Here is a 14,930-nt window from a genome sequence, read left to right on the forward strand (position 1 = left end):
CCTACTTGTTGGCCGGGGTGTTGGACGCAGCTTGAGCAGACTGTGCATCAGCACCCTGCTCGGCGGGATTGACCACGGCGCCCGGTCGCACTTTCTGCAAGCCAGCCACGATCACCCGCTCGCCGGAGGTGAGCCCTGACTCCACCACCCAGTTGCTGCCGACGACACGGCTCAGCTGCACGTTGCGCAGCTCCACCTTGTTGTCAGCGGTTACCACCATCACGGTGGCGCCGCCATTGGGGGTGCGAGTCACCGCAGTTTGCGGCACCAGCAGTCCTTGTGCCCGCTCTCCCTCTTGCAGGGTGGCGCGCATAAACATGCCGGGCAGCAGCAGCTGGTGAGGGTTGGGCACAATCACCCGCAGGGTCACCATGCCGGAGGTCTCATCCACGGTCACATCGGAGAACTGCAGCGAGCCCTCTTCGCCATAGGTGCTGCCATCTTCCAACTGGAAGGTCACCTTGGCTCCCTTCTGCTCGTCCTGGGTCAACTTGCCCTCGGCGACCAGTCGCTTGAGGCGCAGCAGATCAGCGGTGGACTGACGCACATCCACATACATGGGATCGAGCTGCTGGATGGCGGTCAGGCTGTCAGCCTGCTGGGCAGTCACCAGCGCTCCCTCGGTCACCGCGGATTTACCGATACGACCGCTGATGGGGGCAGTGATGCGGGTGTAACCGAGATTGATCTCGGCAGTGCGCAGGGCCGCCTTGCTCGCCATGATCTCCGCCTTGGCCTGCTTCCAGCTGGCGTCGGCGTCGTCATAGTCCTGACGGCTGATGGATTTGACCTTGAGCAGCTCCTGATAGCGCTGCGCCTTGAGGCGGGCACTCTGCTCGTTGGCCTCGGCCTTGGCCAGATTGGCCTTGGCGCTGGCAACCGCCGCCTGATAGACAGCCGGGTCGATCTGATAGAGCAGATCGCCCGCCTTCACATCGCTTCCCTCGGTAAAGAGGCGCTTGAGGATGATGCCGCTCACCTGCGGACGCACTTCGGCCACCCGCAGCGGGGCGCTGCGGCCGGTCAACTCGGTAGTCAACATCAGCGGACCGCTCTGCAGGGTCACCACGTTGACCGCCGCGGGGGGCATGCCGCCCTGTCCCTGGGGTGCGCCCCCCTTGTCACCACAACCTGCCAGCAAGCCTGTAGCCAGCAAGGCAAGACCAACTGAACGAGCAAGAATATGTTTATGCATGAAACACCTGAGCCTTTGCCAGTCAATGAACAATCAGGGCCGCATGGGCCCTGTTGGTAAATAGTCGAAAGATGAGGCAATATACATACATTCATAAATGTATGTAAGTGACTTTTTGCTTGCATGAGGCACAAATTTCGATGGCCAGACGAACCAAAGAAGAGGCGCAGCAAACCCGCTGCCACATCATGAGCACGGCGCTGGATCTGTTCTGCTCTCAGGGCCTGGCCAAGACCAGCCTGACCGACATCGCCAGGGCGGCAGACCTGACCCGCGGTGCCATCTATTGGCATTTCAAGAACAAGGATGAACTCTTCATTTCGCTCTGGCAGGAGCTCTGCAGCCCCCTCGCCCACCAGCTCGATGCCTGCCTCAATCCAGATGAGCCGGATCCGCTGGGGCAACTGCGCCTCTTCTTCGAAGGGGTGCTCCACAGCTTCATTCACAATCCAGCCCAGCGGCAGATGTTCACCATACTGTTCAATCTCGAATCGCTGGAGGGGGAAGCCATCTCATTGCGCGAGCATATCCGCAGCCAGTCCGCCAACTTCTTTCGAGACCTGGAGACCACCCTGGCCAATGCGGTACGGCGGGGCCAACTGCCCGCCAACCTCAACCTGCAGCGCGCCGCCACCCTGCTCCACTGCACTCTGGATGGCTACATCATCAACTGGCTCCACTTTCCGGGGCGGATCGACCTGCAGGGCGAATCCGCCTTTATGATAGAGAGCATGTTCACCATGCTGGCCCAGCCCCACGGGCCTGCCTGCGGCCGCTAACCTGCTCCGGCAACTTCCTCACATCCAAATCGGGGACTGACCGCACGTTTTGGCAGTCAGGCCCCGATTTGTTACCCTGTGCGCCCCCTGCTTGAGGTAACCCCTGTGCCACACTCTGACGCCATCCCCGCTTCCCGGCCATTGAACGACCAGCACACCCACGTTCGAGCGGCCTTTGTGGCACGTCTCAAACCCGGTGCTCACCTGCTCAATGGTCAGTGCGGAATGGGGGAGGATCTGTGCTGGCTGCGTGCAGAAGGGTATGTGGTCACTGCCTGTGACGCTGTGCTGGCTGACGCCAAAGTCGCCTCGCAGCAATCCGGACAAGCAGTGCGGGTCTGCCCACTGGCGAAGATGCACTCGGTGCTCCCTTACGATGGCATCTGGCTGAGCCGCCCGCTTGATGGCGACGCGGCCACCCTTGTTCCCCAGTTGCAACAGCTGGCGACCCTGCTCAAAGCGGGCGCTCCGCTCTGCTTCCCCCTGCAGCCAAGCGGCAAAATAAGTCACGCTCAGCTACAGCAACTGGTCACCACATCCGGGATAGCGCTGCAACTGGCGCCGATGGAAGCCGTATCAGCCAGTACGTCAGATTCCGCAAGTCAACACGCCAACCAGTACGTCATGTTGCTGCATGGCGATCATCAGGCCACCTAACGGGCTAATTCATCACGGATTTTCCCGTTCAACGCCAAGCCGACAGCTAGTCGGCGATCTTGGCTTTCGACAATATTTAACTCGGCGTTAACGCAGAAAAGGCAGACATAACACGGCTTACGTGTTAAAAAGTGTGATTAATATCAAAATTTAATAACAAAACAGACAATACAACCAACTCCGGATTTCCTTATGAAACTTGTCCTGAAACTCATTGCTGGCATCCTTGCCGGTCTCTTGCTCGGTCTCTACGCCCCTGAGTGGGTGGCGCGCGTGCTGTTTACGGCCAAGACAGTGATAGGTCAGCTCATCACCTTCACCATTCCGCTCATCATTCTGTTCTTTATCATGAGCGGCATCGCCAGCCTGCCGAAAAACTCCGGCAAGCTGCTGGGCAAAACCGTGGCCCTCTCCTACTGCTCCACCATTCTGGCGGGGCTGTTCGCCTTTACCGTGGCGAGCCACCTGATCCCGCAGTTCACCACCGCCGCCGAGCCCACCACGGCCACGGCCATCAAGCTTGCCTCCTACGTCAATCTGGAGATCCCGCCGCTGTTTGGCGTGATGTCGGCACTGGCCGCCGCCTTCGTGTTCGGCATCGGCATCAGCGCCACCCAGGCCACCGATCTGCGCCGGGTCGCCGATCAGGGTCGTGACATCATCGACCGCCTGCTGGCCAAGGTGATCATTCCGCTGCTGCCGTTCTACATCGCCGGCGTCTTTGTCGAGATGACGGTAGAAGGCACCGTATTCGCCACCCTGAAAACTTTCGGCGTGGTGCTGGTGATGGCGATCCTGATGCACTGGATCTGGCTATCCGTGCTGTTCGTTGGTACCGGTCTGGCCCTTGGCCGCTCACCGGCCCAGCTCATCAAGAACATGCTGCCCGCCTACTTCACCGCGCTGGGGACCATGTCGAGCGCCGCCACCATTCCGGTCGCTCTGCAATCGAGCAAGAACAACGGGGTGAGCGACGGCATCGCCAACTTCACTGTGCCCCTGTGCGCCACCATTCACCTCTGTGGCTCCACCATTACCCTGGTCACCTGCGCCACCGCGGTGATGTTCCTCTCCGAGCATCTGGCCATTCCGGGCATCGAGACCATGCTCCCCTTCATCATGATGCTGGGGGTGATCATGATCGCCGCACCGGGCGCGCCAGGTGGTGGCGTGATGTCGGCGCTGGGCCTGCTCACCTCCATGCTCGGTTTTGGTGAAGCCTCCATCGCCCTGATGATCGCACTCTATCTGGCGCAGGACAGCTTCGGCACCGCCTGCAACGTCACTGGTGACGGCGTGATTGCCCTGTGGGCGGATCGCTTCGCCAACGGTAGCGAGAGCGCAGCAAGTGCAGCCCCCGTGGCCGAGGCCGAACAGGCGTAAACTCGCCGAGATAGCCCGACCATCCTCTGCAAAACCGCAGGCCCGAACCATGTTCGGGCCTGCGTCGTTTCTGCCACCTTCACAGCTTTTGTGCGTATTCCTCCTCCCCCTCTTTACCCCTCTCTGCCGTAAACAGCACTGGCGCAGCTCTCTACACCCGACAAAATTATTGGCATATGCTACATATGAGCGTATAAATGGCTTATGCCAATTAGGAGCCACCATGCCAAGACCCAAGATTGCCCGCCAGATCTGTGGCCGCCCCGCCAACAGCTGCTTCAAACCCAACGGCCGCCCCATGCATCAGCTGGAACAGGTCACGCTGGCCCCTGACGAGTTCGAGGCACTGCGCCTCGTCGACCTTCAAGGAATGCAGCAGCAGGAGGCCGCCCTGGTGATGGGGGTCTCCCGCCAGACCCTGGCCAATATCCTGAAAAAAGGGCGCTACAAGGTGGTGGAGTGTCTGAGTCTGGGCAAGGCATTGATGATGCAACCCGCCGAGCCCGACCACCCAACCAGTGGAGAAGAGCCGACATGAATGCTGTCACAACCATGACCACCACCCTCTGCAACAGCGCCCTGATGCTGAGTCAGGGGTTGCTGGCTGGCCACTTTACCCGTGCCGAGCAGCTGCAAATTCTTAACCCCGAAGGGAACGTTATCGCCACCCTGCCCAACCCGGCCGCAGCCGAAGGCTGCCACGGCAAGCAAGCGCTGCTCGACGCCCTCGCCCATCATCAGGTGGGTCAGGTGGTGGTGCGCAATATCGGCGAGCGAATGCTAAGTCGCCTGCTGGCGGCCAATATCCGGGTACTGCAGTGCCGCTCTGCCCGCCTGCCGCTGCCAGCGCTGCTGGCCCCCGTCAATCTGCAACCTCTCACCGAGGCCAGTCAGGGCCGCCCATCTCGTCGTCATCAGAGCAAGGCGACTATCCGTGCCATCCAGCCCGTCGGCGCAAGCCACAGCCATGCGAATTGTCACGGTGGTTGCAACAGTGGTTCCAATCACTGTTGCGCCAGTAGTGGCAATCAGGCAGAGAGCTCACGACAAGGCCATACTTGTTGCCACGGCAGTGAGGGCGCCAACCAGCAGAGCGGTTGCTGCCATCATCACTGATGCCATCGCCGTGCATGTCATCATCAAGGAGAAGAGATCATGTCCATCTGGTTGTTGAGCCTGCTCGCCTCGTTTGTGCTGATCCTGGCCATGGGCACCATCATCTGGTGGCGCCAATACCAGCTTGCCCAGAAACGGGAAGATAAAGAGGTACGCCCCTGTGGCTGCTCCAGTGCCTGCGCGGATCACCTCTACCAGATCAGCGAGCCGACGCCCAAAAAGTAACCTGACCGCAGCCGCCCTAGCCGCAGATAGAAGGTCGGCAAACTAAAGGCGCGTGGAATCGAGAGGCGCATAAAAGAGAGGGGGCACCAGCTGGTGCCCCTTCTCTTGTTACGCTTTTCATTCATGCTTGATCCGCCGTATTGCCCCTTAAGCTCATCACACGCGCTCAACCCGGCTCGGCGCCGCTGGCCGGCACACTCGGAGTGCAGGCCGGATCCTGATACTGCTGATAGATGGCATAAAACTCGGCCTTGTTGTGCAGGGCTGCGGCGACACAGGCGGGATCAAACTGGCTGCCGGCATGCTCCTCCAGATAGGCAAACGCCGTCTCGAACGGCCATGCCTTCTTGTAGGGGCGCTCGCTGGTCAAGGCATCAAACACATCGGCCACCGTCACGATGCGCGCCGCCAGCGGGATCGCCTCTCCCGCCAGCCCCAGCGGATAGCCGGTGCCGTCAAAGCGTTCGTGATGGCTGGCGATGATATTAGTCAGCATGTCAGTGTGATGAATGCCATCGAGACCAAACTCGTTGATCATCAGGCTGATCATCTCCCGTCCCTTGCCGGGGTGGATCTTCATGATCTCGAACTCTTCCGGCGTCAGCTTGCCCGGCTTGAGCAAAATGGCATCCGGCACCGCGATCTTGCCGATGTCGTGCAGCTCGGAGAAGAGGTAGATAAACTCCACCTCCTCATCGCTCAGCCCGCAAGTCGGGGCCAGCGTCTTGGCAATCAGCCGAGAGTAGGCCGACATCCGGTGCAGATGGTTGGCGGTCTCCTCATCCCGATAGCGGCTGAACTCCCGCGCCGTGGTCAGCGCGCCGCCAAGGGTCTGGATGGAGAAAAACTCCACCGCAATGATGGCCGAGAGCGCCTGGGCATAGGCCGACAGCTCGCTGCGGATCGGCTCCTCGAAGTATCCCGGCTCCATGGCATCGCAAAACAGAAAACCAAACAGCTTGCTGTTGAACAGCAGCGGCTCGGTATAGCTGGAGGCATAGCCCGCCTCCAGCACCTTGCGGCTGTGCTCCGATGCAGAGCCACGCAGGGCATCCAGATTGCCGAGCACCCGGGGCTGCTTGTGCTCCGCCAGATAACTCAGGGAGGGAACATCGCTCAGCTTCACCTCATATTGCACCAGTGGCGAGGGCCCCTCGGTGCTGTGGGCAAAGGTCTTGAGCTGATCGGTATGGGGATCGTAAATCGCGATGGCCACCCGACTCAGCTTGTCAAAGCGCTGCCTGAGCGTGGCATGTACGCTCTGCATTTTTTCGCCAAATGAACTTTCCATCGCCTTCTCCAACGGGTTCCCGTACCGGGAGTATAGTGACTCCCGGTGCTCTCCTCTCTGTCACCAGATCAATATTGAGAGGAAAATCAACAAAGCAGCGTCCCCACAACAAGCCCGCACGGCAGAGGCAATAGCCCTATCAAGGGCGCGCCATTAACGACTGTTGGTGCGGCCCAATCTTGCCTGGTCGGAGATATTGTTCGGTTCTGCCATGCTGGCTGTATAGTTTTTGGTTAACCATTCCGGTAAAATCCGCGCCCTTAAAGAAGAGCCACCTAAGAGTGATTGAGCGATGTCCAACACAAAACAGGCCCCCAAAGTAGGATTCGTCTCCTTGGGTTGCCCCAAAAACCTGGTCGATTCCGAGCGCATCCTGACCCAGCTGCGTACCGAAGGGTACGATGTGGTGCCCAGCTATGACGATGCCGAGCTGGTCGTCGTCAACACCTGCGGCTTTATCGACAGCGCGGTGCAAGAGTCGCTGGAAGCGATCGGCGAAGCGCTGGCCGAGAATGGCAAGGTGATCGTCACCGGCTGCTTGGGTGCCAAAGAGAACCAGATCCGCGAGATCCATCCCAAGGTGCTCGAGATCACCGGCCCCCACGCCTATGAAGAGGTGCTGGGTCACGTCCACAAATATGTGGAGAAGCCGCAGCACAACCCCTTCACCAGTCTGGTACCGGCCCACGGCGTCAAGCTGACCCCGCGCCACTACGCCTATCTGAAGATTTCCGAGGGTTGCAACCACCGCTGCACCTTCTGCATCATCCCCTCCATGCGCGGGGATCTGGTGAGCCGCCCCATCGGCGACGTGCTGGCAGAAGCCAAGCGCCTGAAAGAGGCCGGCGTGAAGGAGCTGCTGGTGATCTCCCAGGACACCTCCGCCTACGGCGTCGATGTGAAGCACCGCACCGGTTTCTACGACGGCATGCCGGTCAAGACCAGCATGGTCGCCCTGTGCGAAGAGCTGGCCAAGCTCGACATCTGGGTGCGCCTGCACTACGTCTACCCCTACCCGCACGTAGATGACGTCATCCCGCTGATGCGCGATGGCAAGATCCTGCCCTACCTCGACATCCCGCTGCAGCACGCCAGCCCGCGCATCCTCAAACTGATGAAGCGCCCGGGTACGGTTGAGCGTACTCTGGAGCGGATCCAGAAGTGGCGCGAGATCTGCCCGCAGATCACCCTGCGCTCCACCTTTATCGTCGGCTTCCCGGGCGAGACCGAGGAAGATTTCCAGATGCTGCTGGACTTTATCGACAAGGCGGAGCTGGATCGGGTCGGCTGCTTCAAATACAGCCCGGTCGAAGGGGCGCTGGCCAACGAGCTGCCGGATCCGGTACCGGAAGAGATTCAGGAAGAGCGCTTCCAGCGCTTTATGGAGCTGCAACAGCAGGTCTCCATCCGTAAACTGGCCCGTAAAGTGGGTCAGGAGATGACCATCATCATCGACGAAGTGGACGAAGAGGGCGCCACTGGCCGCTCCTTTGCCGATGCGCCGGAGATCGACGGTCTGGTCTACCTCAACGGCGAAACCGGCCTCAAGCCGGGCGACATGGTCAAGGTGCGGATCGACGAATCCGACGAATATGACCTGTGGGCCAGCCTGATTGGCTAATCGTTGCTGACCACCGCTCAATGAAAAAGCGCCTTCGGGCGCTTTTTTATGCTTCCAAATTGTACTTCTACACCTGTAAGCCCCACTTTGCGGTACAAAACTGGCATATCCGTATGCAAGGGTGTGTAATAGTCGTTTGTGTTTGGCGACGACTCGAAACCCCATGCAACTCAAACCCCTTCTCAAGGGGCGCTTTCAGCCCCACTGGCAGGCCAGCCATGATCTCATCGAACAGGTGGTCATCTCCTGCATCACTGAGCGGCGCCTGATCCCCGAGGGGGAGCCCCTGATGCGTCAGGGGGAGCTATTGCGGGATCTGGTGCTGGTGCCGAATGGCCTCATCGCCATGGGCCACACCGCCATGAATGGCCGCCGCTTTCAGCTCGGCACGCTTGAGTGCGACAACCAGCTGTTTGGCGAGATGGAGTTCTTCACCGGCTACCGCTGCCAGCTCGACATCATTGCCGAGGAGCCGCTGGAAGTGGCCCGCATCGACGGCGAGCAGCTGGAGCAGGCGCTGGTCGCCCACCCCAAGGTGGCGCTCTTCTTTGCCACCGCCATTGCCATCGACTATCAGGACACGGTGGATATCTTCACCTGCCGGATGCTCTACCCCATCAGCTACAACATCGCCCTCGACCTCTATCACAGCCACTGCCACGACAACCCGGTGAGCGGCTTTCGCAAGGGGTATCAGGAGGCGGAACGCTTCGGCACGACCGACCGGGTCTACCGGCGGGCGGTGAAAGAGCTGATGGACAAGGGACTGGTGGAGCGCGGTGAGGAGGGGTTGCAGATCCGCGATCTGGCGGGGCTCAGGGCCTTTCTGGAGCAGCCATAAGTCGCGGGTATCAGTCGCCGCCTGAACAGCAACAAGCGGAACAGCAACAAAAAAGAGGGGCGGTCGATACCGCCCCTCTTGCTGTTTACTCTCCCGCTCAGGCCAGACAAGGCTGGGGCCGGGCCATGCGCAGCGACGCCACCAGCATGGCGAGGATCACGCCGTAGATAAGCGGGATGGCGTACATCACCGCCTGCAGACCGATCACCTGCTCCAGCAGGGCGCTGATGGCCGGGCTGAACATGGCCCCCGCGCTGCCGCTGATAAGGATGTAGGAGACGTTCTTGCTCGATGCCTGCCGCACAAACGACACCCCGTAGGCGATAAAGGCGTTGTAGAGCGCCGCGCAGACAAAGCCGTAACCATAGGTGAGGTATGGCAGCTGGCTCAGGTTGTCGGTGGTGACAATAAGCGCCGTCATCCCCATCGCCAGCGTGATGATCACCAAGAGGAAGGTGCGGATCGCAACGCGGGTCACGATGGCGGTCGAGACCAGCGCGCCGAGCAGGGCAGCCGTCCAGTATTGGGTGATGATATTGCCCGCCTCCTCGAAGGGGATGCCGAACTTGTTCTTCACGAACATGGGCGCCCAGGTGAGGAAGGTGTAGAGCGCCAGCATGCCGAGAAAGAGCCCCACCCCGCCGCTGATGATGCCGAGGTTCCACTCCGAGTGCTCGTTGCCGGCGCTCTCGCCGCCCGCCTCACAGCTGCGGAAGTTGGTCAGCACCGCCACCAGCATGGTCGCCAGTGCCACCACGCCCACCGCCAGATAGCTCCAGCTCCACGCCATGGCGTGAGTGAGCGTATAGGTGGTGACAAGCGGGAAGACCACCCCGGCCACGTTGAAGGTGGCATCCTGCACCACCAGCATGGTGCTCTGCATCCGCGCCTGCCAGACGCTCACCACCAGCGTCCCTGCAATGCAGAGTCCCACCCCACCGCACAGGCCAATCACCGTCATGGCCGCCATCACCACATAGAGCGAGCCGGTCAGATGAAGCGAAGCCGCCGCCAGCGCGATCAGGCCGTAGCAGAGCAGCGTCATCCGCTTGAGGCCCACCTTCTCGATGAGGAAGAAGGCGGCAATGGTGCCCGCCAGCGCCCCGCCGTTGAGCAGGGAGAAGATGGAGGCCACCTGATTGACGTCGGCGCCGAACTTGGCGGCGATGGGGTCGATCAGCATGCCGAACTGGGTCGCAAAACCGGCCATCACGAAGTTGGCCAAGAAGCTGATGGCAGTGAGGGAGAGCTTATTGTTCATATTGGATCTCTCTTGGGGTCAGGGTGCGTGCAGGGTTGGGCGGGCCGCGGCGCTTACAGCGCGGTGTGCAGCGCCAGCTCGATCATCTGGTTGAAGGAGAGTTGCCGCTCCTCGGCAGTGGTCTCTTCACCGGTCAGGCAGTGGTCGGAGACGGTCAGGATGGCGAGCGCCTCGATCCCCTGCTGATGGGCCAGCCCGTAGAGACCGGCCACCTCCATGTCGATGCCGAGCACGCCGAACTTCTCCAGCGCCGGAATGAGGTTTTCATCCGGATCGTAATAGAGATCGCCGGTGAAGATATTGCCCACCTTGACCGGAATGCCCTTCTCCTGCGCCTGGGTGTACGCCTTGTGCAGCAGGGCAAAGTCGGCCGAGGTCGCCATCTGGTAACCGGCGCTGCGCTTGGCATTGGTCGGGGAATCTGTGCCCGCCGCCTGCGCCAGAATGACGTCGCGCATCTGCACGTGGCGCTGGGTCGCTCCCAGACTGCCGATGCGGATGATCCGCTTGACCCCGAAGTCGTTCACCAGCTCGTGGGCGTAGAGCACCATGGAGGGGATCCCCATGCCGTGGCCCATCACCGAGATACGCTGGCCGTTGTAATAGCCGGTGTAGCCCAGCATATTGCGCACATTGGTCACCTCGCGTGCATTGGTCAGAAAGGTCTCGGCGATATAGCGGGCCCGCAGCGGGTCCCCCGGCATAATGACGGTCTCGGCGAAATCGCCTGGGTTGGCATTGATATGAGCGGTCATGGTTGTTGTGCTCCAGTTTGACTCGTTTTATTGTTTTGATGTGGCCATCCTAGCCGCCACCCCACCTCCCCTTGCAGGACAAAAGTCCTGTTGTCCCGATCGAGATCCCAGTTCCGGTAACTTGTTGTCTGCTACATCGCATACCGCATGCTTTTCGACGTTGCTTGCCAAGGCTTGCCCATCACAGCCACCGGCCATTCCCGACCTACCGGTGTAAAAAAGCGGGAGGGCAACGCCCCTCCCGCTCGGTAGGCCCTGCGAATGACGCTACAGGCCGACAGCATTGTTCACTCTGCCGGTTGACACGCAATGCCAGCCATGGGCTGGCTAGCTCAAATCATGCAGTGCCTTGCCAAGGGGCGGCGTGAGGCGCAGATCCGAAAAACGCACCACCAACCCCTGTCGCTCGGGGGTGCAGCACATCACTCCGATAAAGCAGCGCTCGCCTGGCGGGAACGGAGCGAGCCGCAGCAGTGGCCACACCTCGCCATCGGTGGAGTATTGCAGACGCAGACAATCGGCCAGCCGGGTCAGGCGCAGCCAGAAACGGCGCGGATTGCCGCTGAAAATACCGGTGGCCCAGTCAGATCGCAGATTGGTGAGCACGCTGCCGATCATCGGTTGGGCATCGTTGTACTCTATCCCTGCTTTGAGCCAGTGCGCCTCGTCTTGCAGCAACATCAACCCCGCCTGATCGTAGAGGGTGGTGAACTCCCCTTCGACACAGACCTGAAAGGTAAATTCACCCTCGACCTCACAGCCATAGAGATGCCCACTGTGGCGCTCGAAACCATACCAGGTGCTGCGCCAAAAATCGGTCTGCTTGTCCGTTACCACCAGCAAGCCGTCGCTTGTTTTGTGCCATTCGGCCGGTTCATTGAGCCAGCACCATTCAAGCCCTTCCCTCATCCTCTTTTGCTCCTGTTCTCGCCATGTTTCCCGCTGTCACCGGCCCATAACTCTCGGGCGCGCTCATACTATCGCTGGTCATTCGGCAACGAGCCCCAGCTGCGAGCGGCCAGCCAAAGGGACTCTATTGTGTCGCCATCATGACTGGCGAGCAAGCCGTTGGGGCCAACCTTGCAACCGATAGGCGATCGGGCAAGTAAAAGGGGGCCCCTATTGCACGACGATAAGATACCTCGATATGGGCTCGAGTCGACTAACAGGTGGTCGATAGAGGGTACGCTTCAAGCCCGCCAACATCAGATGGCATATCAGGCATCACACGAAACGAAAAAGCCCAAGCAATTTAATTGCTTGGGCTTGGTATGTGGCGGAGAGACAGGGATTCGAACCCTGGGTGGCATTGCTGCCACAATTGATTTCGAGTCAATCCCGTTCGGCCACTCCGGCATCTCTCCGTGGGGAGAGAGTTTTACCCAAGCTGGGCCGAGGATGCAACATAAATTTCTTATATATCAAATGGCTGAATCAGCTATCTGAGAGCAGGCTCACAATGCTTCACGCACGGCCTGCGTTGCGAGGCCACTCTTGTATGGCTCTGTATCCACCCGCTCGCACACCCGGCCATTATCCACGTCGTGATATTCCCCCATTGCCATCAGGCGCCTCTTTTTCCTGCTTGGCACTCAAATTTATGGGTGATGCCGATTTTGGCTGGTTTCCTATGTATCCCCAAATCATTGCGGGTGCGCGGCAAGCTGGTAATCATGGGCTGATTGAGGAACAATCGCGCCATCCTGGCGGCTGTGTTGATGATGTTCCGCCCCGATTGAACTGATGGATCTCCTTATGCGATTGCCGAAACTCATACCCCTCTCCATAACGCCCGCCCTTTCCCTGCTGCTGGCAGCGATCCTGCTCTGCGCCACGCCGGCAGAGGCCAAACGCTACCCGCTGCCACCTGCCGGGAGTCGCCTAATCGGTGAGCTGGAGGATTACATCATCCAGCAGAATGAACATCTGGAGCTGGTTGGCAAAAATACACAAATTGGATTTTTGGCGCTGCTTGAAGCAAATCCGGGTGTAGACCCCTATTTACCCAAGCCGGGCACCCGCTTGACGCTGCCCACCCAGATGCTGCTGCCTGATGTGCCTCGCGAGGGGATCGTCATCAATCTGCCCGAACTGCGCCTCTACTACTTCCCCAAAGGGAAGAACGAGGTCATCGTGCTGCCCATCGGGATTGGCGATATCGGCCGCGAAACACCCGAGATGACCACCACCGTCATCGAGAAGAATCCCAACCCGACCTGGGTTCCCGGCCCCATGGTGCGCAAATCCTGGCTGGAGCAAAAAGGGATCACCCTGCCCGCCGTGGTGCCCCCCGGCCCGGAGAATCCCCTCGGCAAGTTCGCCATGCGCCTTGGCTATGGCAAGCGCGACTACCTGATCCACGGCACCAACAAGGATTTTGGCGTTGGCCTGCGGGTAAGTGCAGGCTGCATCCGGCTGCGACCTGACGATATTGAGGCCCTGTTCAAGATTGTGCCGATCGGCACGCCGGTACGGGTCATCAATCAACCGGTCAAGGTCGCCATCGAACCGGATGGTCGGCGCTGGCTGGAGGTACACTCCCCGCTCTCCCGCACCGAAGAGGAGCTTGAAAATGGCGCCCCGCTGGTGCTATCTCCGGCCATAGAGAGCTTTATCAGTGCACCTGACGTGATGCAGGATGAGGTGACGGCGGCGCTGGAGAGCAAAAACGGCCTGCCCCGCCCCATCAGCAGCCAACTTGTCAGTGGCTAAGTCACCAGCGCCCGAGTCGCACCGGAGTCACCTTACCTCATGAAATTCCTGCCCCTCCTACTCCTGTTGGCCTGTCACTCCTTGTGGGCCAAGGACATTCTCTGGATGAACAATGGCGATCGTCTGACCGGTAACATCGAGGAGGTGACCGAACAGTCGGTGCGCATCGCCCTGCCCTACAGTGGCGCAGTCACCGTCCAGCGGGAGGCCATCAAACGCTGGCGCATCGATAAAGAGGACAAACCCAAGGCAACGGCAAAGGGTGGGCTCAAGCTGTTCGAGGATGACCAGGATGAACGCAACGCCTGGCTCTGGACCGGCAGCGGCGATCTCAATGTCAAACTCAAACAGAATGACAAGCAGACCAACAACGTCAACCTCAAGTGGAAAAGCGAGCTGGCCAATCTGGACTGGCGTTACAGCTTCTCCGGTGAATATACCTATGAGACCGCTGACAACGTCACCGACAGCCATGATTATCAGCTCAACCCTACGCTGGACTACTTCTTCAACCAGCAGTGGTTCTTGCGCACCTCACTCGATGCCGAATATGACATGCTGGATAAAGATCGCTATCTCTATATGGACTATGGCTCGGGGCCTGGCTACCGCTTCTGGAACGACAAACGCCGCCGACTGGAGCTGATGGCCCAAGGGGGATTAAGCCGACTCTACTTCCGTGAAGATAGCGAGGTTCCCAAGATTTTTCTGGGTGAACGGGTCATTGACTACCCCTTCGCCGGTTTTAACTGGGATTATCGCCAACCTTTCTCCCTCTGGCAGGAGAAAATGGAGCTGTTCAGCCAGGGGCGCTATCTGAAATATCTGGCACAAGCCTCCCCCTATTTCACCCGTAATCAGGATCTGAAAGGCAGCATAGGATTGCGCTACTATTTCAACGACCATCTGCGCCTCTCCTGGTCGAGTGAGCTGGATTGGGAAGATGCTGACATCCTTGTCGACACAGGCAGCCCGGCCCCCCGGGAGAGCGAACTAAGACACCTGCTCAGCCTTGGTGCCAGTTTCTAGCCTCGGCTCCCCAACACGCAAAGAGGAGCCATATCGGCTCCTCTTTGCTTCAGGCAGACAGGCTC

15 protein-coding genes and 1 tRNA gene are annotated in these 14,930 nt (G+C 59.7%); 10 read left to right on the plus strand and 6 right to left on the minus strand.

From position 1 onward, the window contains the following. Position 1: 1 nt before the first annotated feature. Positions 2-1,195 (minus strand): efflux RND transporter periplasmic adaptor subunit, encoded by a 1,194-nt coding sequence (locus I6L35_RS20240; protein ID WP_216979174.1) that lies wholly within the window; start codon positions 1,193-1,195, stop codon positions 2-4. Positions 1,196-1,335: 140 nt separating this feature from the next. Between I6L35_RS20240 and I6L35_RS20245 the strand changes: the two genes are divergently transcribed. The 6 genes from I6L35_RS20245 to I6L35_RS20270 all read left to right on the plus strand — a co-directional run bounded on the left by I6L35_RS20245 (position 1,336) and on the right by I6L35_RS20270 (position 5,355). Then, complete coding sequence (locus tag I6L35_RS20245; RefSeq protein ID WP_005359187.1) at positions 1,336-1,974, plus strand: TetR family transcriptional regulator; 639 nt, start codon at positions 1,336-1,338, stop codon at positions 1,972-1,974. Positions 1,975-2,079: 105 nt separating this feature from the next. Then, positions 2,080-2,631, plus strand: a complete 552-nt coding sequence (locus I6L35_RS20250; protein ID WP_216979175.1) for a hypothetical protein — start codon at positions 2,080-2,082, stop codon at positions 2,629-2,631. A 192-nt stretch (positions 2,632-2,823) separates the two neighbouring features. Then, positions 2,824-4,014: a dicarboxylate/amino acid:cation symporter gene (locus I6L35_RS20255; protein WP_167557922.1), complete on the plus strand. Its 1,191-nt coding sequence runs from the start codon at positions 2,824-2,826 to the stop codon at positions 4,012-4,014. A gap of 223 nt (positions 4,015-4,237) precedes the next feature. Next, complete coding sequence (locus I6L35_RS20260) at positions 4,238-4,552, plus strand: DUF134 domain-containing protein (protein ID WP_005338107.1); 315 nt, start codon at positions 4,238-4,240, stop codon at positions 4,550-4,552. After that, on the plus strand, positions 4,549-5,130 hold the full coding sequence (locus I6L35_RS20265) for a NifB/NifX family molybdenum-iron cluster-binding protein (RefSeq protein WP_216979176.1): 582 nt from the start codon (positions 4,549-4,551) through the stop codon (positions 5,128-5,130). Before I6L35_RS20260 ends, I6L35_RS20265 begins: the two co-directional genes overlap by 4 nt. A gap of 39 nt (positions 5,131-5,169) precedes the next feature. After that, on the plus strand, positions 5,170-5,355 hold the full coding sequence (locus I6L35_RS20270) for a hypothetical protein (RefSeq protein WP_005338109.1): 186 nt from the start codon (positions 5,170-5,172) through the stop codon (positions 5,353-5,355). A 166-nt stretch (positions 5,356-5,521) separates the two neighbouring features. Here I6L35_RS20270 and I6L35_RS20275 read toward each other — a convergent pair whose 3' ends face one another. Continuing rightward, on the minus strand, positions 5,522-6,646 hold the full coding sequence (locus tag I6L35_RS20275) for an HD-GYP domain-containing protein (RefSeq protein WP_216979177.1): 1,125 nt from the start codon (positions 6,644-6,646) through the stop codon (positions 5,522-5,524). 292 nt (positions 6,647-6,938) lie between these two features. Here I6L35_RS20275 and rimO point away from each other — a divergent pair, with 292 nt between their 5' ends. Both rimO and I6L35_RS20285 read left to right on the plus strand, forming a co-directional pair. Further along, positions 6,939-8,267 carry a 30S ribosomal protein S12 methylthiotransferase RimO gene (rimO, locus tag I6L35_RS20280; protein WP_216979178.1) on the plus strand — a complete coding sequence of 443 codons (1,329 nt, stop codon included), beginning with the start codon at positions 6,939-6,941 and terminating at the stop codon, positions 8,265-8,267. Between the two features lie 163 nt (positions 8,268-8,430). Then, positions 8,431-9,108: a Crp/Fnr family transcriptional regulator gene (locus tag I6L35_RS20285; protein WP_216979179.1), complete on the plus strand. Its 678-nt coding sequence runs from the start codon at positions 8,431-8,433 to the stop codon at positions 9,106-9,108. Positions 9,109-9,205: 97 nt separating this feature from the next. Here I6L35_RS20285 and tsgA read toward each other — a convergent pair whose 3' ends face one another. The 4 genes from tsgA to I6L35_RS20305 all read right to left on the minus strand — a co-directional run bounded on the left by tsgA (position 9,206) and on the right by I6L35_RS20305 (position 12,488). Beyond that, positions 9,206-10,369, minus strand: a complete 1,164-nt coding sequence (gene tsgA, locus I6L35_RS20290; RefSeq protein ID WP_216979180.1) for an MFS transporter TsgA — start codon at positions 10,367-10,369, stop codon at positions 9,206-9,208. A gap of 53 nt (positions 10,370-10,422) precedes the next feature. Further along, positions 10,423-11,124 (minus strand): purine-nucleoside phosphorylase, encoded by a 702-nt coding sequence (gene deoD, locus I6L35_RS20295; protein ID WP_216951706.1) that lies wholly within the window; start codon positions 11,122-11,124, stop codon positions 10,423-10,425. A gap of 327 nt (positions 11,125-11,451) precedes the next feature. Beyond that, positions 11,452-12,033 carry a DUF1349 domain-containing protein gene (locus I6L35_RS20300; protein ID WP_216951707.1) on the minus strand — a complete coding sequence of 194 codons (582 nt, stop codon included), beginning with the start codon at positions 12,031-12,033 and terminating at the stop codon, positions 11,452-11,454. 365 nt (positions 12,034-12,398) lie between these two features. Continuing rightward, positions 12,399-12,488: transfer RNA gene (locus I6L35_RS20305), tRNA-Ser, on the minus strand. Between the two features lie 391 nt (positions 12,489-12,879). Here I6L35_RS20305 and I6L35_RS20310 point away from each other — a divergent pair. Further along, on the plus strand, positions 12,880-13,836 hold the full coding sequence (locus I6L35_RS20310; RefSeq protein ID WP_216979181.1) for a L,D-transpeptidase family protein: 957 nt from the start codon (positions 12,880-12,882) through the stop codon (positions 13,834-13,836). Positions 13,837-13,875: 39 nt separating this feature from the next. Further along, complete coding sequence (locus I6L35_RS20315; RefSeq protein ID WP_216979182.1) at positions 13,876-14,865, plus strand: DUF481 domain-containing protein; 990 nt, start codon at positions 13,876-13,878, stop codon at positions 14,863-14,865. Positions 14,866-14,930: the final 65 nt, after the last annotated feature.

The organism is Aeromonas sp. FDAARGOS 1405 (assembly GCF_019048265.1).
Classification (GTDB): domain Bacteria; phylum Pseudomonadota; class Gammaproteobacteria; order Enterobacterales; family Aeromonadaceae; genus Aeromonas; species Aeromonas veronii_A.